Source organism: uncultured Thermomonas sp. (assembly GCF_937872235.1).
Classification (GTDB): domain Bacteria; phylum Pseudomonadota; class Gammaproteobacteria; order Xanthomonadales; family Xanthomonadaceae; genus Thermomonas; species Thermomonas beijingensis.
In genome coordinates, this window is sequence record NZ_CALMPC010000075.1 from 1 (window position 1) to 24,006 (window position 24,006).

The following is a 24,006-nucleotide window of genomic DNA, read 5'->3' on the forward strand; positions in this document are numbered from 1 at the left end:
CAGGCTGGATTGCCAGCCACGCGCCCGTGCTTAGTCTCTTTGCAGCACATCCAACACCGCCTCGCCATAGCGTTCCAGCTTGCCGGCACCCACGCCGCTGATGGCGGCCAGCGCAGTGAGGGTGTGCGGGTGGTGTTGGGCAATGCTGCGCAAGGTGGCGTCGTGAAAGATCACGTAGGCGGGCACGTTTTGCTCGCGTGCGGTGCTGCTGCGCCAGTTGCGCAGGGTATCGAAGCGCGCTTCGGCGTCAGGGGAGAGTGCACGGTTGATGCTGGCGGTGGTGTCATTGCGACGGCGCGTGCGCTCGCGCTTGTTGGGGTCTTCACGCAGGTGAAGCTGGTGTTCGCCGCGCAGCAGCGGGGTGGCGGCTTGGGTCAGGCGCAATGCGCCAAAGCTGTCGAAGTCGGCCTCCAGCAAGCCGGCGGCCACCAGTTGCCGGAACACGCTGCGCCAGCGCGATGCGTCCAGTTCGCTGCCGATGCCGTAGGTGCTGACCGTGTGGTGGCCGAACTGGCGCACTTTGGCGTTGTCGGCACCGCGCAAGACGTCGATCAGATGTGCCGCGCCAAAGCGCTGCCCGGTGCGATAGGCGCACGACAGCGCCTTGCGTGCAGCCTCGGTGGCATCCCAGACGCGTGGCGGGAGCAAGCAGTTGTCGCAATGGCCGCAGCCACCACCGTGGGCTTCGCCAAAATAGGCCAGCAGGCTTTGCCGGCGGCAGCCGGTGGACTCGCAATAGCCGATCAGTGCATCCAGTTTGGCGTTTTCCAGGCGCTTGCGTTCCTCGCTGGCCTCGCCCTCGGCAATCATCTTGCGCAGCAGCACGGCATCACCCAGACCATAGGCCAGCCATGCTTCCGAGGCTTCACCATCGCGGCCGGCGCGGCCGGTTTCCTGATAATAGCCTTCCAGTGATTTTGGCAGGTCCAAATGCGCAACAAAGCGCACATCGGGCTTGTCGATGCCCATGCCAAACGCAATCGTGGCCACCATCACGATGCCGTCTTCGTGCAGAAAACGGCGCTGATGGGTGGCGCGTGTGGCCGCATCCAGCCCGGCGTGATACGGCAGCGCGTTGACACCTTGCTCGACCAGCAGCTCCGCAGTGGCCTCGACCTTGCGCCGCGACAGGCAATAGACGATGCCGCTTGCGTTGGCATGGCCCTCCAGAAAATCCAACAGCTGGCGGCGGCTGTTGTGCTTGGCGGCAACGTTGTAGCGGATGTTGGGGCGATCAAACGAGCTGACAAATTGGCGTGCGTCTTCCAGCGCCAGACGCTCCACGATTTCCCGCCGGGTGGGCGCGTCGGCGGTGGCAGTCAGTGCGATGCGCGGTACCTGCGGCCAGCGTTCGTGCAGCAAGGTGAGCTGGCGATACTCGGGGCGGAAATCATGGCCCCATTGCGACACGCAATGCGCTTCATCGATGGCGAACAGGGCAATCTGCGTGCGTTCCAGCAGCGCCAGAAAGCGCGCTGTCAGCAGGCGTTCGGGGGCGACGTAGAGCAGGTCCAGCCCGTCATCGACAAGTTGCTGTTCCACTTGCGCGGCGCTGCGGGCATCCAGACTGGAATTGAGGAAGGCGGCGCGCACGCCCAGCTGACGCAAGGCCTCCACTTGGTCTTGCATCAGCGCAATCAGCGGCGACACCACAATCGCGGTACCGGCGCGCAGCAACGCCGGCAGTTGGTAGCACAGCGATTTGCCGCCGCCGGTAGGCATCAGCACCAGCGCATCACCGCCGCCAGTGACGTGCTCGACAATCTGGCCTTGCTCGCCGCGGAAGCGGTCGTATCCAAAGACGTGGCGAAGTGTATCGAGTGCGGCGGAAGGCATCCGCCTAGAGTAGCAAGCGTTGCTGTTCGCCCGATACGCGCACCATGCAGCCCCTCCCATCGCGCCGGGAGGGGCGGGGTACGCTCACTCCAGCAGCGAACGCAGCATCCATGCGTATTTTTCGTGGGTCTGCAGGCGTGTGGTGAGCAGGTCAACGCTGGGGTCGTCGCCGGCGCTATCGGCAGCTTTCAGTACTTTGCGCGCGGTGCGGCAAAAGGCTTCGTTGCCACTGACCAGTTGTTGCACCATGTCATGCCACGCCAGCGTGCCGGTTTGGCCGGGCGTTTCCTTGATCGACGAGAGCTGCGCGAATTCGGTGTAGCTACCGGGGGCATTGAAGCCCAATGCGCGGATGCGTTCGGCGATTTCGTCAAGCGCGGTCCATTGTTCGCTGTATTGGGTTTCGAACATGGTGTGCAGGGCATTGAACATCGGCCCCGTCACATTCCAGTGGAAGTTGTGGGTTTTCAGGTACAGCGTGTAAGCATCGGCGAGCACATGCGATAGGCCATCGGCAATCTCGGCGCGATCACCGCCGCTGATGCCGATATCAATGGTGGCTGTTGTGGCGGAAGCCTTGCCGGGCTTCTCGCTATGCTTGTTGCTGGATTTAGCGCTGGGCTTGCTCTTGGCCATGACCGACTCCTGCAGGTGTGAAAAAGCGGGCTTGCGGCGACAATACGCGGGTTTTGCGACAACTTGAAATTCAACATATCACTGTCATTCATAGATGCGCGCTATCGATACTCAATTCAAGCCAGGGGCCGTGCAAACACCGCGCCAGGCAAGGGCGTGGATCAGCGCCGCGTTGACGCGTGACCGTGGGCGTTTGCTGGGGCTGCTGTCGAAATGGCAGGCCAACCCTGCAGATGCCGCACTGCGCGCCGCAATGGTTGAAGCGTTGCAAGTCTCGGTGGCTGCCTGTGCGCAGCGCGCCACGCAGCTTCCCGGCGCAACCATCGATGACAGCTTGCCGATTGCCGCCCACGCCGACGACATCATCGAATTGATCCGCCGTCACCAGGTGGTGGTGATTGCCGGTGAAACCGGCAGCGGCAAGACCACGCAACTGCCCAAGCTGTGCCTGTTGGCTGGGCGCGGCGCGGCCGGGGTGATTGGTTGCACCCAGCCGCGCCGGATTGCGGCGCGTTCGGTGGCGCGGCGGGTGGCTGAAGAATTGCAGGTGCCCATCGGCGGTGCGGTGGGGTTTCAGGTGCGCTTCAACGATGCGGTGAGCGAGCAAACCGCGATCAAGTTCATGACCGACGGTATCTTGCTGGCGGAAATCCAGACCGACCGTTGGTTGTCGAAGTACGACACGCTGATCATCGACGAAGCGCACGAGCGCAGTCTCAATATTGATTTCCTGCTGGGCTATCTGAAGCAACTGCTGCCGCGGCGACCCGACCTGAAGCTGCTTGTCACCTCGGCCACGATTGATACCGGGCGTTTCTCCGCACACTTCGGGGGTGCGCCCGTGGTGAGTGTCGAGGGGCGCGGCTATCCGGTGGAGATGCGCTATCGGGACATGGGGTCAGAGTCGCTGTCTGATGCAACCCAATCGGGAAGCAAGCAGGCGTTGGCAAGAAGTGATCCTGACCCTGTTTCCGGCATCGTCGCCGCCTGCGATGAAATCCAGCGCGAGAAATCCATTGGCGATGTGCTGATTTTCTTGCCCGGTGAGCGCGAAATTCGCGATGTGCACCAAGCACTGGAACGGCGCAAATATCGGCATACCGAAGTACTGCCGCTGTATGCGCGGTTATCGGCCAAAGACCAGGATCGTGTGTTCCACCCCGGTCCGCAGCGACGCATCGTGTTGGCCACCAATGTGGCGGAAACCTCGTTGACGGTGCCACGCATCCACTTCGTCATCGACCCCGGCGTGGCGCGAGTGAAGCGTTACAGCCCGCGCCAGAAGTTGGATCGCCTGCATATCGAAGCGGTGTCGCAAGCCAGCGCCAATCAGCGTGCTGGCCGCTGCGGGCGGATTGCGCCGGGGGTGTGTTTTCGCTTGTATTCCGAAGCGGAATTTTCAGCACGCCCCGAATTTACCGATCCGGAAATCCGCCGCGCCGCATTGGGTGGCGTGATTTTGCGGATGCTGTCGCTGGGGTTGGGTGACATCGAGCAGTTTCCATTTTTGGAGCCACCCGATCCGCGTGCGATTGCCGATGGTTGGCAGCAGTTGTCCGAGTTGGGTGCCGTCGATCCGCAGCGCAAGCTCACTGCGATTGGCAAGCAGATGGCCAAACTGCCGGTGGACGTCAAGCTCTCGCGCATGTTGGTGGCCGCACGCACGCATGGCGTGCTGCACGACATGCTGGTAATTGCCAGTTTCCTGGGCATCCAAGATCCACGCGAGCGCCCTGCCGATGCGCGCGGTGCAGCCGATGCCGCGCATGCGGAATTTGTCGATGGCAAGTCCGAGTTTGTGGGTATTTTGAAGCTGTGGCAGGCCTACCGCACGGCGCATGAAGAGCTCACCCAATCGCAATTGCGCAAATGGGCCGACAAACATTTCCTTGGCTTTTTGCGCTTGCGCGAATGGTGGGAACTGCATCGGCAATTGAAGTTGCAGTGCGAGGAGCTTTGGGCGAAAACGGGGTCAGAGAACAGGTCCCGGCAACCGAAGTCGGGCGTGGATGAATCCCGCAAGGAAATGTTGCCGGGAACAGTGCCAAAAGCGGATGCGAGCACTCTTTCCAATGGGGGGGCAGCGCAGTTCTGCGCCCTCCACCGTGCACTGATCGCCGGCCTGCCCACGCAGATTGGCCATCGCAGTGACAAAGGCGTGTTCGATGGCCCACGTGGGCGCAAATTTGCCTTGTTCCCCGGTTCGAAATTGGCATCCAAGCCGCCGCCGTGGGTGCTTTCGGCCAACCTGCTGGATACCGAAAAAGTGTGGGCGCTGACCAATGCCGCGATCGAGCCGGATTGGGTGATCGCCGAATTGCCGCATTTGTTGGCGCGCCGCCAGCACGACCCGCATTGGTCGCGCGCGCAGGGCCGCGTATTGGGCAGCGAGCAGATCAGCTTGTTCGGTTTGGTATTGGCGCCGAAAAAACCCATTCACTATGGCGCGCTGTTTCCCGAAGAGAGCCGCGCCATCTTTGTGCGCGATGCGCTGTTGACCGGCGAGATCAACACGCGCAGCAGCTTTGTTGCGCGCAATTTGCGCACCTTGGAATTGGCGCAGCAGGAAGAAGCCAAGCAGCGGCGTGTGGGACTGGTGGTGGATGAAGACTGGCAGGCGCGTTGGTATCTGGATCGCTTGCCGGTGCACATCCACAACACGCAGGCATTGGAAGCATGGTTCGGGACATTGTCGAAAGAGCAGAAAGCGGCGCTGGAGTGGAGCCGCGACGAACTCTTGGTGGCTGACCAGAGCGATGCAGCGCGCTTCCCTGCGTATCTGCCATTGGGCGATGCGCGGCTGGCGGTGCACTACCGCTTCGAGCCGGGCGCGGTGGACGACGGCATGACGGTGGTGGTGCCGCTGCATCTGTTGAATGCGCTGGATGCGGCGCGCTTGTCGTGGCTGGCGCCTGGGTTTGTGGAAGACAAGGCGGCGGCGTTGATCAAGACATTGCCGAAAGTCATTCGCCGCAATGTCGTGCCGGCCCCCGAATTTGCGCGGGCCTTCGCGGATGCGTTTCCGCAACCGGATGCCGATGCCATCGACGGTGCATTGGCGCGCTTCCTGAAAAAACTTTCCGGCGTGGAGATCGGTGCGATGGACTTCGATGCCGCCGCGTTGGAGCCGCATCTGCACGCCAATCTGCGCCTGTTGGAGGGCAACCATGTGCTGGCCGAATCCCGCAATCTGGACGACTTGCGGGCACGCTTTGGCAAGCGCGCGGCCGATGCGTTTGCGCAACATGCCGCACAAGGCATGACTACGGAAGGCATGACCCAGTTTCCGCTGCAACCGGTACCGCACACCGTGCCCGGCGTGGGGGGGGTGCCGGCGTACCCGGCCTTGCAGGACGATGGCGCAACGGTGTCGCTGCAGGTGCATGCGCAGCGCGAAATGGCCGAGCGTCTGCACCCACAGGGGGTGCGCCGGTTGCTGGCGATTGCACTGGCCGATAAATGCAAACAGGCGCGCAAGCAATTGCCGGTGCAGCCGAAGATTTCACTGCTGTATGCGGCGATCGAGTCGGCTGCGCCACGCAAGGATGGCTTGAAGGATAGCGATCGCTTGCGCGCCGATTTGGTCGATGGCGCGTTTGCTGCGTTGAGTGCCGATGGCTTGCTGGACGTGCGCGATGCCACTGCCTTCGGCCAGTGCTGCGATGTCATCGGCAAAGGCGTGTTTGCAGAAGCGATGCAGCGGCTGAAACAGGCCGATGCGATTCTGACCCTGGTGGCCGAGGTACGCGGCAAATTGGAATCAACGTTGATGGGCTGGGCCAGCGCCAACCTGGATGACATGCGTGGCCAGTTGGAAGCGCTGACGCCGCCCGGCTTTTTGCGCGATACGCCGGCGCAAGCCTTGGCCGAATACCCGCGCTGGTTGAAAGCGCTCTCGCTGCGCGGCGAACGCGCCCAGCGCGACCCGGTGCGCGATCAGGCGCGGCTGCTGGAACTCAAGCCATTTGCCGATGCGCTGGCAAGCGCGAATCCCGCCGACCCCGAAACGCAGGCGTTGCGCTGGGAGCTGGAAGAACTGCGCGTGCAATTATTTGCACAGGAATTGGGCGTGAAAGGCGGGGTGTCACCGAAACGTCTGGCCGCACGCGTGCAGCGCTTGCAGCGTCATTGAACGACGTGCTTCAAGTAGGGTCATCCACGCGCTCACCCAGCAATTCGCGCTGCTGGCGTTCCAATTCTTCGGCATAACGCTTGCGGACGAAGCGTTCCGATAGCACCCCAAGCACGTGCCGCTGTTCATCCAGCACTGCAAGTTCGTCGCTTTGGCTGCTATCAAATTGCCGCATCACTGCAAGTGCATCAGCATCGGCGGCCAAGGCATTGGCGCGGCTTTGCGCGTAGTCCTGCACGGGGGCCTGCAGCTTGACGCCGTCGGCATAGAGATCGGCCAGCACCACAATCCCGACGTAATGCGCCTGCGCATCCACCAATACGATGCGGGTAGTGGCACCCAACGGTAATTTTTGCCGCGCTTGCGCCACCGTCATCGACGCCAACATGGTTTCCGGGCCGCGCCGCATCATCTTGCCGGCGGTGAGTGCGCTGACCCAGCCCACGTCACGTGCGCTACGGATTTCAGCGCCGCGCAGATGGAAGCGCCAAGTCGAGAACGAGAACCCGAAGATCCGGCGGGTCATCGAACTGGACACCAGTACCGCTGCGATTGCGCCGCTGGTGAGTGCGAAATCGTGGGTACTCTCCAGTACCAGCATGGCCATGGTCATGGGCGCGCCCACAATCGCCGCCGACAGTGCCGCCATCCCAATCAGTGCCGCACCGGTTTCATCCAGCGGCGGGTGCCCGAACGCCAGCGCCAGCAGTTTGGCGAATACCGCGCCGAGTAGGGTGCCGGTGAACAGGGAGGCGAAAAATAATCCGCCGCGAAAGCCAAAACCCAGTGAGATGGCCGAAGCCAGGCACTTCAGTGCCAGCAGCAGTGCCAGCCATTGCAAGGGCTGCTGGACGGTCAGGTCCACATGCTGCGCACCGTGGCCGGACGAGAGTACCTGCGGGGTCCACATGGCCAGCGGGATCAGCAGGAAACCGCCCATCATGGGCCGCAGCCAACGTGGCAGGCGGGTACGTTCAACCCCCTGTTCAATCAACGTCACCAGTCGCATGATCGCAATACCTACCAGCGCACTGGCCACGCCCAGCAGGATGTAGAGCGCGTAGTCGCGAAACTCCAGACCGATGTCGGCAGGGGCAGGCAGCATCGGCAATTGCACTCCAGCGGCGGCGCGCACGGCCACCGCACCCAGCACCGCCACGGCAACCGGCGCCAGTGCAGCCGGTGTGTAGGCACCGATGACTACTTCGAAGCCATAAAACGCGCCGGCCAGCGGGGCGTCGAATGCGGCGGCAATAGCGGCAGCGGCGCCGGTGCCGACGAGAGTACGGATGTCGGCACGCCGCAGGCGCAATACGCGGCCCAGTTGCGAGCCGACCCCCGCGCCCATCTGCGCGTAAGCAGCTTCCAGCCCTACCGAGGCGCCGCAGCCGTTGGAGAGGATGGTTTGGGTTGCCACGATCAGGTTGTCGCGCATCGACATGCGGCCGCCATGCAGGGCATTGGCTTCCACCGCATCCACCAACTGGCGCTTGCGGGCGCGGGCAAACAGGCTGATCAGACCAATGGGGATGCCAAACAGCGGCAGCGCCAACAGCTTCCACGCGTTTAGGTGCGTCAGTGCACTTAGCCGGTCCCCGTCACCCGGCAGGCCATACCACCAGGCTTGCAGCGCGTGGGCCAGCGCGCCTTGCAGCAGTGACAATGCGCCCGCGAGCAGGCCGACCAGCAAGGCCAGCAACAGGAAGGCGTCGTCGCGGGTACGAAAACTCTCGCGTAGCAACGATGCCAGCGAGCGCACATGCCGGCGCGCAGACATTCGATCGGCGTCAAGCTGCATGCAGGGCGGGCAAAGCGTCAGAGGGAGGGGGCGGGTAGTCTAGAGCAAGCGCGCTACACGTCGTGTGATGCCATGAACGGCCCGGAATGCTGGCCGCTGTCGCAGCGGGCCGCTACTGTAGGCAGATGTCGAAAGCAATCCTGACCCCATCGTATGCCAATGCGCTGGCGCACCTGCCAAAGGATGCGCTGCCTGCGGCATTGGCCGGTTTCTGGTTGGCGCAAGCCGACGCTGGCGTGCCGATGCGTGACCGCGCCGATGTGCTGGCGGATACATTGACCGTCCTGGCCGGACTGAATGCAGATGCCGAAGTGCTGGCGGCCACCTTGCTGGACGCGCTGGTCGATGTGGAAGTGCTTGCCAAACAGGCTGCGGTGGAAATCCCGGAGCGCTTGCATGTTTTGCTGGAAGGCCAGCGCGCTGCCAGCCGGGTGTGGGCCTTGCATCGCAGCCACGGTGGCGGCCGCAATCCGGAGGGGATGCGGCGGCTATTGCTGGCGCTGGTGCGCGATTTGCGGGTGATCCCGATTGTGTTGTCGCGCCAACTCTCACGCATGCGTGCAGCGTGGCGCTTGCCGCTGGAGGAGCAGCGCGCACTGGCGAAAATGACCCGCGATATTCATGCGCCGCTGGCCAACCGGCTGGGTATCTGGCAACTCAAGTGGGAGCTGGAGGATCTGGCGTTTCGCGTCTTGCAGGCCGATGACTATCTGCGCATTGCGCAATCGCTGGACGATAACCGCAGCGGCCGCGAGCGCTATATCGAACTGGTCAAGGCACAATTGCGGGACAGCGTGGCCGAGCAAGGCATCCACGCCGATGTGGCTGGCCGGCCCAAGCACATCTACAGCATCTGGAAAAAAATGCAGCGCAAGGCGCTGCCGATAGAAGAGCTGTACGACCTACGTGCACTGCGCGTATTGGTGGATGACCTGCCCACCTGCTATGCGGTATTGGGGTTGGTGCATGCCTTGTGGGTGCCGATCCCCAGCGAGTTTGATGATTACATCGCACGCCCAAAACCCAATGGCTATCGCTCCTTGCATACCGCCGTGATTGGCCCTGAAGGCAAAACGGTGGAGGTGCAAATCCGCACCCGTGAGATGCATGCGCAGTCGGAGCTGGGCGTGGCCGCGCACTGGCGCTACAAGGAAGGCAGCAGCGCCGGCGGGGCGGCGATGGACAAGCGCATTGCATGGATGCGCAACATGCTGGAGCAGGCTGCAGATGCCGCCGGTGAAGGGGATGCGGTGCCGCTGCAAGGCATCGACAGCGACCTGATCGAAGATCGTGTGTACGCGTTGACACCCAAAGGCGAGGTGCTGGATCTGCCGCAAGGTGGGACCGTGCTCGACTTCGCCTATGCCATCCACAGCATGGTGGGCCACCGCTGCCGGGGTGCAAAAGTGGATGGCCGCATCGTGCCGCTGACCCATGCGCTGCGCACCGGTGAGCGCGTGGAAATCCTGACTGGCAAAGTGGCGGAGCCGCGCCGCGACTGGCTGCAGCAAAGCGCCGGCTTTCTGGCCAGCAGCCGTTCGCGCGACAAAGTACGGGCCTGGTTCAACAAGCTGGACCGCGCCCGCAATCTGCAAGCCGGGCGCGAATTGCTGGACCGTGATTTGCGCCGGATGGGCCTGCTGCACGCGGAGTTGACGCCGGTGCTGGCGCGCTTCAACGCGCAGACCGAGGACGACCTGCTGGTGCTGGTGGCACTGGGCGACGTGGGGCCCAACCAGGTGGGTCGGGCCCTGCTGGATTTGGAAAAAGCCGCACAAGAGCCCGAACCCGGCATTCCTTTACTGCCAAGCAAGCCCGCGCCACCGGCCACGCCTGGCAGTGGTGCCGTCACCGTACAAGGCGTGGACAACTTGCTGGTGCAGGTGGCGCGCTGTTGCCAGCCGCTGCCGGGGGAGGCCATCGTGGGCTATCTGACCCGCACCCGCGGCATCAGTGTGCATCGCCCGGAGTGTGCCGCATTCCTGCGGCTGGCCGGCAAGGAGCCGGCGCGGGTGTTGCCGGTGGAGTGGGGCACGCGCCGCAGCGGGCAAGAGGTCAGCGTGAACATCGAAGCCATCGACCGCAAATGGCTGCTCAAGGACATCACCACACTGGTGGCGCAAATCGGCGTGCACGTCACCGGGCTCAATACCGAACACCTGCGCGGCAACCAGGGCCGGGTGCGCGTGCAGTTGCGGGCACGGGTCAATGATTTCGAACAGTTGGGGCTGCTGCTGGCGCGGCTGGAATCGTTGCCCGGCATCGAGTCTGCGCAGCGCGCATGAGCGCAGCGCGCCCGGGTGCAGACTGGCGCAAGCAATGGCGGGCGCTGCCGCAGCGCTGGCGGCAACTGCTGCTGGTCTTGGCGGCCAGCGTGCTGCTGGCAGTGCTGGCGGCACTGCTGTTCCACAATGCGCTGGGACGTTGGCTATGGCCGGATCCGCGCTATGACGCACTGCGCCAGCGCGCAGAGCTGGCCTTGCAGGCCGGCAGGTTAAGCGCTGCCGATGGCAGCGGTGCGCGTGAATTGTTTGAGGCGGCGCTGGCACTGCAACCGGATCAATTGGAAGCGCGCGAAGGCCTGGAGCGCGTGGCGCAAGCCGCAATGGCGCGTGCCGATGCGCAGATTCGCGCAGGCCACACCGCACAAGCGCAAGCCTCGCTGCAGTTGGCCCAGACATTGCAAGCCCCGCTGGCGCGTATCAATGCGCTGCAGGCGCGGCTATCGGAGATTCCTACCCGGGCAGACAGCATCGAGCTGCTGCTACAGCGTGCGCAATCTGCGTTGATGCAAGGGCATTTGGACGATGGCCCTGACGCGGCATTGGCGTTGTATCAGCAGGTATTGCTGCGACAACCGCGCAATCAACGTGCGTTGGATGGGCGCGAAGATGCGTTGGATGCGCTGACACAGCCTGCTGCAAAGGTATTGGCTGGGGGGGATTTGGCACAGATCGCTGCATTGTTGCAGCGGGTCGAGGCCGCCGATCCGGGGCACCCGGTGCTGCCGGCATTGCATGCAGGACTCACTCAGGCGCAAACACGCCGCAATCAGCAGCTGCAACGCATGTTGCACCACCAGCAATGGGAGGCCGCGGTGCAGCTCTGCCAACCTTTATCGGCTGTGCCAGGCGTGCCATTGCCAGAGCTGTGTGCCACCGGGTTGGACGATGCACTGCTGCATGCCGCCAACGTGGCGATTGCGGCATCGCGCTTTGATCAAGCCCGGCGTTTGTTGGAGCTTGCCGAACAGGCCGGTGTTGCCACTGACCGCCGTCAGCAAGTTCAACGCAGCCTGCAGGCGGCCAGCCGCATCCAGCCGCAACGCCCGCAGGTGGTGACTATGCAAGGGCGTGCGAAAGTGGCCAAGTTGCTAACCCAGGCCCAGCACGCGCAGGCGCGGGGTCATTGGTTGACGCCACCTGGAGAGAGCGCTTGGGATCGCCTGCGCGAGGCACGTGCATTGGCCCCCAACGATCCGCGTGTGCAACATGCGCTGCAGGAAATGCAGTTGGCGGCACACACTTGTCATACCACGGCAATGCGCGATAACAACTTGGGGCGCGCACGCGAATGCCTGGATGCATGGCGGCAATTGGCCCCCAATGAACCTGCCTTGTTGTCTGCGCAGCGGCGCTTGGCGGAGCGCTGGTTGGCGGTGGGTGATGAGCGCTTGCGTGCAGGCGATGTCCGCGGCGCACGCACTGCACTGGAGCGCGCGCAGCAAGTGGATGCGGATGTGCCCGGTAGCGAGGCATTGACGCATCGTTTGCAACGGATCGGGTCGGCATTGAAGTAGCCGGTATCCGCCAACAACCTCAGTCCAAGAACAGGTGGCGCAGCGTAGGTCTGGCGGACTCGAGCGAAAAATGCTGCGCCACATTGGCACGACCATTCGCGGCCAGTTGTTCCCACAGTGCGGTGTCGTCGTGCAAGCGAATTACCGCTTGCGCGAAGGCGTTGGCATCGCTGGCTACCAGCACATCGCTGCCATCCTGCAGATGCATGCCTTCCACCGCACAGTGCGTGGCGACCACCGGCAAGCCATGCGCCATCGCCTGATTGATCTTGCCTTTGACTCCCGCGCCAAAGCGCAACGGGGCGACCGACACCAGGCAGGCATCCAGCCATCGCTGCAAATCCGGGACATGGCCATGGATGCGTACACCCGCCGTGCCAGACAATGCGGCAATACTGTCAGGCACATCCGCACCAATGCAGTGCAGCGCAATGTCAGGGCGTCGGGCATGGATCAAAGGAAGTACATCAGCCACGAACCAATGCACCGCATCCACATTCGGTGGATGCCTGAACCCGCCAACAAACAATAAATCGGCTCGTTCCGCCCGGCCCGGCCCGGCAGGCGCTGGTGCATGCACATTGGACAATACTTGCACTTGGGCGTTCGGCAGTTCTTGTACCAGCAATGCGCGTTCGATATGGCTGACCACCACACTGACATCCGCCCGTGCAATCAAGCCTAGCTCGGCTTTGCGGGTGAGCTCGGCAGCGCGCAAGCCAGCGGCATCGCCACGTAATTGCGCTGCCCGCTGTTCACGCAAGTAATGCAGATCCACGGTGTCGAAAATCAACCGTGCCTGCGGCGCAAATTTGCGCAGTAGCGGGAATAGTTCGCTGGCCACGTAATGCCGGCACGTCATCACCGCATGCAGGCGCGGACCGTGCTCGCGTAGCCATGCAGGCCAACGTGGCATCGACGGGGCATACCAAACTTCCACGCCCATCGCTTGCAATGCGCGGGTGTAGTCGCCATTGGCACTACGATTGGCAGGCACGAATAGCACATGCGCACCTTCTTCGATCAGGACTTGGATGATGTTGCGCAGCCGTAGCGAACCGGAGTCGCGATCGGGTTGCGGGGTCAGCGCATCGATGATCAGGACTTGCCGCTGCTGGCGATGCAACAACCCGGGCGTGGGGATGCTGCCGGCCGCTGGCTGCGTGGCTAACGCGGCCTGCCACTTGCCGGCAAACACCGCACGATTGCGTACCTGCGCCGCTTTGGGCCCGCAGCTGAGATCGGTTCCGGCACTGCTGCCTTCGTCATGCACCACGACTGCGGCGGGCTGATACAACACACGCTTGCCGGCGGCGCGCACCGCGAAGGCCAGGTCGGTGTCTTCGTAATAGGCCGGCGCATAGCGCGTATCAAACCCGCCCAGTTGTTCAAACAATGCATGCGGGATGGCGATGGCGGCACCGCTGAGGTAATCGGCATCACGCAAATAATTGTATTGGCAGCGCGCCGGGTCATCCAGGCGTCCGTAGTTCCAGGCACTGCCATCGGCAAATACCACTGCTCCCGCTTCTTGCAAGCGACCATTCGGGTACACCAATTGCGCGCCCACCAAGCCCGCCTCCGGGTGCTGGGCGAAGGTTGCCAACAGTGCATCCAGCCAACCCGGTTGCGGCACCGTATCGTTGTTGAGGAACACCAGATGTTCGCCTTGGGCCAGCCCTGCACCATCGTTGCAGGCGGCGATAAAGCCACCATTTTCGCTGCGCGCATGCACTCTTATGCCTTCAATTTGCCGCAGGAGCTGCAAAGAGTCATCCGGTGAGGCGTCATCTACCACGATGACCTCAAACGGTATCAGGGGTGGGTGCTCGGCTAGCGCGCGCAGGCAGGCCAGGGTATGGGCCCAAGCGCCGTAGACCGGAATAATCAGGCTGACCTGCGGCTGCGCTGCACTGGCCATGTGGAATGGCGCAAATGGAGTTGACTGGGGTGCATACAGTGCACGGACACTGGGCGTTGGATGATGCAAATGCAGTGCAAGCCGTTGTGCACTGGCCGCCAGCCCGCGTGTGCGCAGGCTGGTTACACCGCGTCGCCACAATCCCTGTGCGCGCTGCCACCAAAAGCGCGCTTCAATCAGGATCGGCATGTGGCTGAACTCCTGCACAAGAATGGGGGGAAACCGCACATGTAGGCAGCGATGGCTGCGCTAGACTCATCGTTCATTGTCGCATCCCGCGACCGAATACCCGCCAATGCCCCGTATCCACGACGAAGACGACGACCTGAACGATGCAACTCCCGCAGCCGATGCCGCCGACGGAACCAGTTGGCGGCGGCGATTGCTGATTGGAGGGCTTGCGGCCACGGCGCTGGTGCTGGGCTTTCTGATCCCCTATCTGCTGTATCTCAATCATGAAGTGGGCGAGCGATTCGGTCAGTTGCGTTGGCAGATTCCTACCCGCGTCTATGCGCGCCCGCTGTTGTTGCGACAGGGTTTGGCGATGGACGCGCCTACCTTGAAGGCCGAGCTGGATGCCGCCGGTTATCGGCCGGGCGATGGTCGCCGTGCAGGGAGTTATGCGCACAACGGCGCAACTTGGGCAATTTCCAGCCGGGGCTATGATGATGTTGATGGCCGGGTGGCGCCGATGGCGTTGACGGTAGTGCTGCAAGGCGATCAGGTCACGTCCATTCGCGACAGTGGCGGGCGCCGTAACCTGCGCAGCGCACGTTTGGATCCGGCGCGGATTGCAACGCTGTATGGCCAAAATCAGGAAGAGCGCCGGCTGGTACGGATTGAGGAAGTGCCCGAGCTATTGGTCACTGGACTGCAGGCGGTCGAAGACCGTGACTTCAATCATCACATCGGGATTGATGTGGGCGGCATGTTGCGTGCCGTTTTCGTCAATGTGAAATCTGGTGGCGACACCAAGCAGGGTGCCAGCACCTTGACCCAGCAGCTGGCGCGCAGCGGGTTATTGGGGATCGGCAAAGAGCAAACCTATAGCCGCAAGTTCAAGGAAATCTTGTACGCCTTGCTGCTGGATGCGCGCTACGACAAGCGCACCATTCTGGAGGCGTATTTCAATCAAGTGGATTTGGGCCAGCGTGGCTCACAATCGATTCGTGGCGTTGCTGCAGCATCCGAATTCTGGTTCGGCAAGGAGTTGCGCGATTTGTCCACCGAACAAATCGCGCTGATGATTGGCATGGTCAAGGGGCCGTCTTGGTACAACCCGCGGCGCAACCCGGAGCGCGCCACCGAGCGGCGTAATTTCGTGCTGGGTGAAATGCGCGAAACCGGGCTGATCAACGATGCCGAATACCAGCGCGCCAGCAAAGCGCCACTGGGCGTGACGCCCAACGCCGGCAATCTGGCCGCCAATCGCTTCCCGGCGTATGTCGATTTGGTGCGCAAACAATTGGCGCGCGATTACCCGGCCGATCAACTGTCCGGGGCCGGCCTGTCGGTGATGACCGGGATGGCACCGTCTGCACAGGGCTATGCCGAAGCGGCGGTAGCGCGCACGCTGAAATCGTTGAGTGTCAAAGGTCGCCCAACCCTGCAATCCGGGCTGGTGGTCACCGATGTGCATAACGGCGACGTGCTGGCAGTGGTCGGCAGCCGTGAATTCACCGAGGCTGGCTTCAACCGTGCGGTGGATGCGCGTCGGCCGGTGGGTTCGCTGCTCAAGCCGTTCGTGTACCTGTTGGCGTTGGCGCAACCGGACCAATGGTCGTTGGCCAGCCCGATCAGCGATGCCCCCATCAGTGTGGGTCTGGGCAGGGGCCGCAACTGGACACCCGGCAATTCCGATGGCCGCAGCCATGGCAGCGTGGCCTTGATGAGCGCGTTGGCGCAAAGTTACAACCAAGCTACCGTGCGCTTGGGGATGCAAGTGCAACCGCAGCGTTTGGCCAGCCTGATTCGGACTTTGGCCGGGATTGAAGCGCCTCCGCAGCCTTCCTTGATTCTGGGTGCGGTGGATCAAAGCCCGTATGCCATGGCGCAGCTGTATCAATTTCTTGCCTCTGGCGGTGAAATCCAGCCGCTGCATGCGGTGCGCGGTGTATTGGATGCACAAGGTCGCGCCATCAAACGCTATGACAGCGATGCTCCACCGGCACAAAAGGGCGATGCGGTCGCGGCAAGGCTGGTAGGCAATGCGCTGCAATACGTTGTCACCTCCGGCACGGCGCATGCACTGATGCGGGATGGCCTGGGTCGGTTGGCACCGGCCGGCAAGACCGGCACCAGCAATGACGGTCGCGATAGTTGGTATGCCGGCTACACCGGCGACCAATTGGCGGTGGTGTGGGTGGGTAACGATCAAAATCTGGCCACCGGGCTGTATGGCGCCACCGGTGGAATGCGGGTGTGGTCGGAGATTTTCCAACACCTGCCAAGCGCGCCGTTACGGTTGTCCGATGACGGCATTGATTGGCGCTGGATTCAGGACGGGCAGAGCACCGACCCCGGCTGCCCGAATGCGCGCCGCTTTCCATTCGTGGCAGGTTTTGCGCCGGCTTACCAGCCCTGCCAGTACGCGCCACCGGTGGAAGTGGACGAATTCGGCAATCCGATCACGCCTGCGCCCGACGATGGTAGTAGCAACCCACTGGAGCGTGCGGGTGAGGCGATCCGCAATTTCTTTGGCGGCGGCGACCCAGCCAAGCGGCCTTCACCGGCAGACACGCCACCCCGGCCCACGCAATGACGTCGGTCCCACCATCCCGTATTGCCACCAATCACGCAGGCAGTTCCCGATTGGGGCGCGCCAGCTTTTCGGCGCTAGCTGCCGAGTCAGCATTGGCACAGGCATTGCCAGGCTTTCACCCGCGCCCCGCCCAACAGCGCTTGGCAGTGGCCGTAGCGGATGCCTTCGAAGGGCGTCAATTGCTGCTGGCCGAAGCGGGGACTGGTACCGGCAAGACCTTTGCCTATCTGGTGCCGGCGCTGTTGTCTGGGATGAAAACGATCATCAGCACCGGCACCCGCGCGCTGCAAGACCAGCTCTATCAGCGTGATCTGCCGCGTGTGCGCGATGCCTTGGGGGTCGGCCTGAAATCGGCACTGCTGAAAGGCCGCGCCAACTATTTGTGCCGCTATCGGATGGAGCAGGCCAAGGGTGAATCACGTTTTCAAAGCCGTGAACAGGTTTCGCAATTCCAGCGCATCGTAGCCTGGAGTGGACGCACCCACAGTGGCGATCTGGCGGAAATGGACTCATTACCGGAAGATTCGCCATTGTTGCCGATGGTGACCTCCACTACCGATAACTGCTTGGGCACCGACTGCCCATTCTGGGGCGACTGTTTCGTGGTGCAGGCACGCCAACGCGCGCAAGCCGCTGATGTGGTGGTGGTCAACCATCATCTGCTGCTGGCCGATCTGGCGTTGAAGCAGGAGGGCTTTGGCGAAATCCTGCCGGGCGCACAGGCCTTTGTGATCGATGAGGCGCACCAGCTGCCAGAACTGGCCGCCCAGTTTTTTGGCGAAGGCATTGGCGCGCGCCCCTTGGTGGAATTGGCGCGGGATGCCATTGGCGAATGCAAAGACGTGCCCGGTGCGCTGGCTGCGGTGCAGGCCCCCGCGCAGGCATTGGAAGCGGCTACCCGCGCCCTGCGTGCGGCGATGGATAACTTGCCGGTGCGTGGCACAGCGTGGCGTGCGTTGGATGAGGTGGATGTCGAGCCGGCACTCGGCATGCTGCTGGACGCATTGGTGCATCTGCAAGCGGCGCTGGACCCTTTGCGGCAAGCGGCACCGGGGCTGGATGCTTGCCATGTGCGCGCACATGACCACGCATTGCGGTTGCGGCGCTGGTTGGGTGATGGAGGAGAAAGAGGCTCAGGTTCAGTGCCCGTGCCGGGAACTGAACCTGAGCCTCTTTCCCGCCTTTCTGTGCATTGGTACGAACTCACCCCGCGCGGGTTTCGATTGCAGCGCACGCCGCTGGATGTTTCGGCCCCATTGCGCACGCATCGCGAGCAATCCAACGCGGCGTGGGTGTTCACCTCGGCCACACTCGCGGTGGAGGGGAGGTTTCATCACATGGCGCAGCGGCTGGGGATCGAACAGGCGCAAGAGTTGATCGAGCCCAGCCCCTTTGATTGGGATCGGCAAACGTTGTGCTATTTGCCTACCCACTTGCCGGAGCCTGCAATGCGCGACTACGGGCAGGCCATGCTGGCGGCGGTACGGCCGGTATTGCAGGCATCGGCTGGGCGTGCGTTCTTGCTGTTCGCCTCGCATCGCGCACTACGTGAAGCTGCCGAAGCGCTCAAGGATGCTCCGTGGCCGTTGTTCGTGCAGGGCAGTGAGCCGCGCCATGTGCTGTTGCAACGGTTTCGCGAGTCGGGTAATGGTGTGCTGCTGGGCACCGCCAGTTTCCGTGAAGGCGTGGATGTGGCCGGCGATGCCTTGAGTGTGGTGGTGATCGACAAGCTGCCGTTTGCCGCGCCCGACGACCCCGTGTTTGAAGCGCGCCTGGATGCCATCCGGCGTGCTGGCGGCAACCCGTTCCGCGACGAGCAATTGCCGCAAGCGGTCATTGCGCTCAAGCAGGGCGCGGGTCGCTTGATCCGCACCGAAACCGACCGCGGGGTGTTGGTGCTGTGCGACCCGAGGCTCACCCAGAAGTCGTATGGCCGGGTGTTTTTGGAGTCTCTACCGCCGCTGCCCATCACGCGTGCATTGGCGGATATTCAAGCCTTCTTCGCCACGCCCCCGCAGGCTTAGCCTGCCGGCGAGCCATCCGGGTTGTGGTCGATCATCCACAGCCCGGCCCATAATTTCAGGTCCAGCTCGAAACCTTCCGCTTGCTTGCGCATCAGCCACGCCGGCGCTTCGCAGCGCGGCACCGCGTGCACGATGATGTCCTCGCCATCCACCCCGCCGCCATCGCCCACCCGCACCAGTTCAAGGGCACGCACGAAGGCGATGCGTTCGTTGCTCATGCCCGAGGACGTGGGGCCAATCAGCAGCACGTCCACCTTGCCCGGTGACCAGCCGGTTTCCTCGATCAACTCGCGGCGAGCGGCATCCATCAAGGTGTCTTGCGCGTGGTCATCGCCGACCAGGCCGGCTGGCATTTCAATGGTGCGTGCGCCCAGCGGAATGCGGTATTGCTCGACAAACAGCACCTCATCGGCCGGCGTCACCGCAATCACGATCACCGCCATGCCTTGCCCGTGGGTGCGCTCGCAGGATTCCCAATGGCCAATCCGCACCAGCCGCAGCCATTGGCCTTCGTACAGGGTTTGTTTGAGGTTGCTCATGTCTCGATGCTAACGCAGGCGTGTGGCGGTGTGGCGTTCGAGCGCGCCATGGGCGAGCAACCGCTGCCTGCGCAGCATGCTGCGCGTGGTTGCGAACGCCCGGCACCGTGTGCCGGGCCGGACCGCGCAGCGGGCGCGTGGCCGTGCGTCGAAGCGGGATGTGCAGCCCAAGCGGCGAGCGCCACACCGCCGCACGCCCGCGTTGCAACTACAACGATGCCGCTTCGTACAAGCGCTTGCGCGTCATCGGGCCGAACTTCACCCAGTCGGCCAGAGCGTCGAGTTCTTCGGCATCGCCGCTGCCACGCGCAAAGTCGCCCTCGGGTAGCGGCGCATGCAGGGCAATCGTGGTCAGTTGCCGCCACAGCAGGGCATGTTCGCGCTGCTCGCGCAGCCGCAGGGCCAACCCCGCCGCGCCGCGCAGGCGCAGGAACGGGATTTCATCAATGCGCGCCAGCAGCGCATCCAGGTTGCCAAAATGCGCCAGCAGCACCGCGGCCGATTTCGGGCCGATACCGGTGACACCGGGAATGTTGTCCACCGCATCGCCGGTCAGCGCCAGATAGTCGGCCATCTGCTGCGCATGCACGCCGTGACGGGCCTTCACCCCGGCAGCGCCCCAGCGTTCGCGCTTGGCATAGTCGTATTGCTCATCACCATCACCCAACAGTTGCGATAAATCCTTGTCGGCCGACACGATGACACTGCGAAACCCTTGGCTGCGTGCGCGATGCACCGCGCTGCCGATCAAATCATCGGCCTCGAAGTCGGTATGCGCCAAGGTGGTCAGCCCCAAGCCCTGGCACAGCGCCTTGCACCACGCAAATTGTCGGCGCAGCTCCGCCGGGGCAGGGTCGCGGTTGGCTTTGTAGGCGGGATACAAGGCATTGCGAAAACAACTGTCCAGCGCTTCATCGAAGGCGATGGCGATGTGTTGCGGGTGCTCGCGTTCCAGCAAATCCAATAGAAAACGCGCAAACCCGTGCACCGCATTGGTGGGCCAGCCATCGGCATCGTGAAATTCATCCGGCATCGAGTGCCAGGCGCGGAATACGTACAGCGAGGCATCGACAAGGTGCAAGGTGCGAGAGGACATGGTGAAAAACCCGTAAGCGCAGCAAGCTGGAGGGAGCGTCGGGAGATTCGCGTAGCCGCATTGCAGCGGCGGAGCGAACACCTGGCGTCAGGCGCCAGCTCAGGAATGCTCGAAGCGATGGTTGGCGTGTGCGGTCCAATCGGCAAGCAACGCCGCGGCATCCGGTCGCTCGCGCTCAGGTACCGCCACCAGCGCGGTGCCGATCGCAATGCTGCCCAGCAATTGCTCGTCGGCAGTCAATCCAAGTGTTTGTTCCAGCAGTGGCCGGTCATACGCTGGCCAGCCGGTCAACCACTGCGCGCCAAAGCCTTCGGCTTGCGCGGCCAGCAACAGTTGGAAGCACACGCAGGCGGCACTGGAAAACCGTTCGGATGCCGGGATTTTTTCGTCCTCGCCCAACCTGGCAATCACCGCGATCGTGAGCGGTGGCATGGTGAAGCGACTGCGCAGTTTTTCGATGACGGCAGCACCCGCCTCCGGCTCAAGCTGCAGCAGCCGTGCTTGCGCCGCATCGGCCAATTGGGTACGGGCATCGCCCGTGATCCGCAAAAACCGGAACGGTACCCGCTTGCCGTGGTCGGGCACATGCACCGCGGTTTGCAGCATTGCCAGCAGCTGCGCATCGCTGGGGCCGGGCGCGGCCAGTTGGCGGGTGGGCGTGGACACGCGGCTTAGAAGGGCGTTATGGGTCAGCATCAGCAAACATCATTGCGGGGAAGTGCCATGGTAGCGGTAGGATGCAGGGATCGAGACAAGTTGGGGGATACGCAATGGCGGTGATCGTGGGCGTGGCACGGGAAACAGCAACCGGCGAGCGCCGGGTGGCCTTGAGTCCGGAAACCTGCAAGAAGCTGGTGGCCGCCGGTTGCACGGTGCGCATCCAGCCGGGTATTGGCGCCGGGGCGTACTTTACTGACGCGGCTTATATCGATGTGGGCGCGCAATTGGCCGAGGATGCCACCGCCGCCGCCGATCTGGTGCTGTGCGTGCAGCCGCCGGAGCCTGCCGCCATCGCCGGGTTGAAGCACGGCACGGTACTGGTGGGCAGCTTGCATCCCCAGGCCGATGCGGCGCGGAGCGCGGCCCTCCAGTCCGCGGGCGTGGTTGCGTTTCCACTGGAGCGCCTGCCGCGGACCACCCGCGCCCAGGCGATGGACGTGCTCAGTTCGCAGGCCGGCATGGCTGGCTACAAAGCAGTATTGATTGCCGCGCAACTGGCCCCGCGCTTTTTCCCGATGCTCACCACTGCGGCCGGCACCATTCGCCCCTCCAAGGTGCTGATTGTGGGTGCGGGCGTGGCCGGCTTGCAGGCGATTGCCACCGCCAAGCGACTGGGTGCGGCGGTGGAAGGCTTCGACGTGCGCCCGGAAACCCGCGAGCAGATTGAATCGCTGGGCGGCAAATTCCTGGACTTGGGCGTGTCTGCCGCCGGCGAAGGCGGCTATGCACGCCAACTCACCGACGAAGAACGCGCCCTGCAGCAGCAGCGGCTGGCCGATCACCTGAAAGGCATCGACGTGGTGGTGTGCACCGCCGCTGTGCCGGGCCGGCCTGCGCCGAAAATCATTACCGAGGCGATGGTGGCCGGCATGAAGCCGGGCAGTGTGGTGGTGGATCTGGCTGCCGAAACCGGCGGCAATTGCGCCCTGACCCAGCCCGGGCAAACCATCGAATCCGCTGGTGTCACCGTCGCCGGGCCGCTGAATCTGGCCTCGATGGGTGCCCAGCACGCCAGCGAAATGTACGCCCGCAACGTCTTCAACTTCGTCAGCCTGCTGCTCAAGGACGGCGCGCTGCACTTCGATTGGGGCGATGAGCTGCTGGCTAGGAGCGTGTGGCCGGAACGGGTGGAGGCGGGCGTGACGAAGGCGTAAATGTCTTCGGGATAGTTTGGTGGATAGGCGTGCAGGAACAGCGACGGATGGATCCGGGTTGCTGCTGACTCACGCAGCGTATTGCCATCATCACGGTTTGGATGGCGGCATCGGGGCCGGTGGTGCCGGGTGCGCCTTGACCCATTCGTTGCGCTGCGGTGGGGTCATTTGCTGCCATTTGCCCATAAAGGCGCGGCGGTCTTCCTTGCTCATGCCATGCACGAAATTGAACACGGCGCGGGCGTGTTCGCGCTGTTCCGGGGTCATGGCTTCCCAACGTTCCATGCCGCGACGGGCGTGGTCGCGCTGCGGCGGGGGCATGTCTTTCCAGCGCTTGGCGTATTCCATGAATTGCGGGCGGCGCTCGGGTTCGCGGTTCCAGCGGTCACGCACCGGGGCGATCAGCAGTTCGCGCTGGGCCGGACTGAGTTGCTCCCAGGCCGGCATGGCCTCTGTCGGCGGTGGCGCGGGTTTGGCGTCTTGTGCATGGGTTGCAAAAGGGGCGAGCGCCAAGCCGGCGAGCAGGACAAGGGTATTGATGCGAGTGGTCATGACTTACTCCATTGCCAGTTGGCGGGTTTCCGAAGCACCCAGCCAAGCGTAGAAATCGGGGTCTTCTTCCAATGCGGCGTTGCCACGGGCTGTTGCGGATGCGGTGGTGGCTTGCGTGGTGATGGCCACCGACGCAGTGGCGGCAGGCGACAACGCCGGCTGCGACTGCGGGAAAAACTGCACGCCGACCGCCAAAGCACACACCGAGGCGAATGCGGCTGCCGCCAAACGCAGGCGGTGGCCTGACTTGGCGATGCCGCTACCACGCAGTGCCGCATTCCGGCGCTGCGCCAGTTGCGCCTGCACCTGCGGGGACAGCTGCGCCAACGCGGCAGCATGGTGGATGCGCAGGTGGATATCGAAGTTGTCTGTGTTCCCGTTCATCGGAACGCCTCCAGTTGTTTCTGCAATGCCTCGCGTGCGCGTGACAAATGGGTTTTCACCGAGCCTTCGCTGCAGCCCATCACGCGGGCGGTCGCGGCGACATCCAATTCTTCCAGCACACGCAAGGTGAAAGCTTCGCGCTGGCGCGCCGGCAGACTGCGCAGCGCGTTGCTGATTTCCTGCCACGCCTCGCGGCTGTCATGGTTGCGCGACGGGTCGGGTGTGTCATCGGCCCAGTCCACCGCATCGCCGTCCTTGCCGGTGCTGCCCGGCAACAACCAACGCAGGCGAAACAGGCTGCGCCGCTGCATATCGGTGATCTTGTTGCGCAAGATGCTCCAAAACAGCGGGCTCCATTCGGTTGCCGGATGATCGCGGTAGGCCAGCATTTTCAGCATCGCCTCCTGTACCGCATCCAGCGCATCCTCGCGATGACGCAGGCCCAATTCGGCAAAGCGGAAGGCGCGTGCATCAATCCCGCGCAAAAACGCTTCCAGCGTTGTTGGCAGGTCAGTCTCGGCTGCGGGCGGTGCGGTCTTCACCGACCCAAGCTTAGCGGGGGACAGCAGCAACATGCGGATCCACGGTGGCTGACCGGGCGGAATTGCCACAGTCATGCTGCAAACGCATGGGCTGCCATTCGGTTGACATGGC

The 24,006-nt window shown here is 63.3% G+C and carries 16 protein-coding genes; 6 read left to right on the forward strand and 10 right to left on the reverse strand.

Annotated elements, in window-relative coordinates; genetic code table 11:
• Positions 1-30: 30 nt before the first annotated feature.
• Positions 31-1,836, reverse strand: a complete 1,806-nt coding sequence (gene recQ / locus QWB57_RS06625) for a DNA helicase RecQ (RefSeq protein WP_223626259.1) — start codon at positions 1,834-1,836, stop codon at positions 31-33.
• Between the two features lie 84 nt (positions 1,837-1,920).
• Entirely contained in the window at positions 1,921-2,472 is a 552-nt protein-coding gene (locus QWB57_RS06630) for a Dps family protein (protein WP_223626261.1), read from the reverse strand.
• Between the two features lie 94 nt (positions 2,473-2,566).
• Between QWB57_RS06630 and hrpA the strand changes: the two genes are divergently transcribed.
• Entirely contained in the window at positions 2,567-6,604 is a 4,038-nt protein-coding gene (hrpA, locus tag QWB57_RS06635) for an ATP-dependent RNA helicase HrpA (protein WP_288968872.1), read from the forward strand.
• Positions 6,605-6,614: 10 nt separating this feature from the next.
• Here hrpA and QWB57_RS06640 read toward each other — a convergent pair whose 3' ends face one another.
• On the reverse strand, positions 6,615-8,402 hold the full coding sequence (locus QWB57_RS06640) for a chloride channel protein (protein WP_288968873.1): 1,788 nt from the start codon (positions 8,400-8,402) through the stop codon (positions 6,615-6,617).
• Positions 8,403-8,527: 125 nt separating this feature from the next.
• Between QWB57_RS06640 and QWB57_RS06645 the strand changes: the two genes are divergently transcribed.
• On the forward strand, positions 8,528-10,687 hold the full coding sequence (locus QWB57_RS06645) for a bifunctional (p)ppGpp synthetase/guanosine-3',5'-bis(diphosphate) 3'-pyrophosphohydrolase (RefSeq protein ID WP_223626267.1): 2,160 nt from the start codon (positions 8,528-8,530) through the stop codon (positions 10,685-10,687).
• Positions 10,684-12,201: a hypothetical protein gene (locus QWB57_RS06650; RefSeq protein ID WP_223626269.1), complete on the forward strand. Its 1,518-nt coding sequence runs from the start codon at positions 10,684-10,686 to the stop codon at positions 12,199-12,201. The genes QWB57_RS06645 and QWB57_RS06650 overlap by 4 nt, the downstream gene beginning before the upstream one ends.
• 19 nt (positions 12,202-12,220) lie before the next feature.
• Here the strand turns inward: QWB57_RS06650 and QWB57_RS06655 are convergent, their stop codons facing one another.
• Positions 12,221-14,311 carry a glycosyltransferase gene (locus tag QWB57_RS06655; RefSeq protein ID WP_223626271.1) on the reverse strand — a complete coding sequence of 697 codons (2,091 nt, stop codon included), beginning with the start codon at positions 14,309-14,311 and terminating at the stop codon, positions 12,221-12,223.
• Positions 14,312-14,417: 106 nt separating this feature from the next.
• Between QWB57_RS06655 and mrcB the strand changes: the two genes are divergently transcribed.
• Together mrcB and QWB57_RS06665 are read left to right on the forward strand one after the other, a co-directional pair.
• Entirely contained in the window at positions 14,418-16,883 is a 2,466-nt protein-coding gene (gene mrcB / locus QWB57_RS06660; protein ID WP_223626273.1) for a penicillin-binding protein 1B, read from the forward strand.
• Complete coding sequence (locus tag QWB57_RS06665; protein WP_288968875.1) at positions 16,880-18,907, forward strand: ATP-dependent DNA helicase; 2,028 nt, start codon at positions 16,880-16,882, stop codon at positions 18,905-18,907. Before mrcB ends, QWB57_RS06665 begins: the two co-directional genes overlap by 4 nt.
• On the opposite strand, the gene QWB57_RS06670 is transcribed toward QWB57_RS06665, so the two are convergent.
• The 3 genes from QWB57_RS06670 to QWB57_RS06680 form a co-directional block, all read right to left on the reverse strand.
• Positions 18,904-19,446, reverse strand: a complete 543-nt coding sequence (locus QWB57_RS06670) for an NUDIX hydrolase (RefSeq protein ID WP_223626277.1) — start codon at positions 19,444-19,446, stop codon at positions 18,904-18,906. The genes QWB57_RS06665 and QWB57_RS06670 overlap by 4 nt on opposite strands.
• 208 nt (positions 19,447-19,654) lie before the next feature.
• Positions 19,655-20,542, reverse strand: coding sequence for a 5'-3' exonuclease H3TH domain-containing protein (locus QWB57_RS06675; RefSeq protein WP_288968878.1), 888 nt, complete (start codon positions 20,540-20,542; stop codon positions 19,655-19,657).
• 99 nt (positions 20,543-20,641) lie between these two features.
• Entirely contained in the window at positions 20,642-21,238 is a 597-nt protein-coding gene (locus QWB57_RS06680; protein WP_223626282.1) for a nitroreductase, read from the reverse strand.
• Between the two features lie 74 nt (positions 21,239-21,312).
• On the opposite strand from QWB57_RS06680, the gene QWB57_RS06685 reads away from it, so the two are divergent.
• Positions 21,313-22,416 (forward strand): NAD(P) transhydrogenase subunit alpha, encoded by a 1,104-nt coding sequence (locus QWB57_RS06685; protein ID WP_288968879.1) that lies wholly within the window; start codon positions 21,313-21,315, stop codon positions 22,414-22,416.
• Positions 22,417-22,506: 90 nt separating this feature from the next.
• Here the strand turns inward: QWB57_RS06685 and QWB57_RS06690 are convergent, their stop codons facing one another.
• Genes QWB57_RS06690 through QWB57_RS06700 form a run of 3 tightly spaced genes read right to left on the reverse strand, consistent with a single transcriptional unit; the run spans position 22,507 to position 23,927 of the window.
• Positions 22,507-22,968, reverse strand: coding sequence for a DUF3106 domain-containing protein (locus QWB57_RS06690; RefSeq protein WP_223626286.1), 462 nt, complete (start codon positions 22,966-22,968; stop codon positions 22,507-22,509).
• 3 nt (positions 22,969-22,971) lie between these two features.
• Entirely contained in the window at positions 22,972-23,352 is a 381-nt protein-coding gene (locus tag QWB57_RS06695) for a hypothetical protein (RefSeq protein ID WP_288968881.1), read from the reverse strand.
• Complete coding sequence (locus QWB57_RS06700) at positions 23,349-23,927, reverse strand: RNA polymerase sigma factor (RefSeq protein ID WP_288968886.1); 579 nt, start codon at positions 23,925-23,927, stop codon at positions 23,349-23,351. The genes QWB57_RS06695 and QWB57_RS06700 overlap by 4 nt, the downstream gene beginning before the upstream one ends.
• Positions 23,928-24,006: the final 79 nt, after the last annotated feature.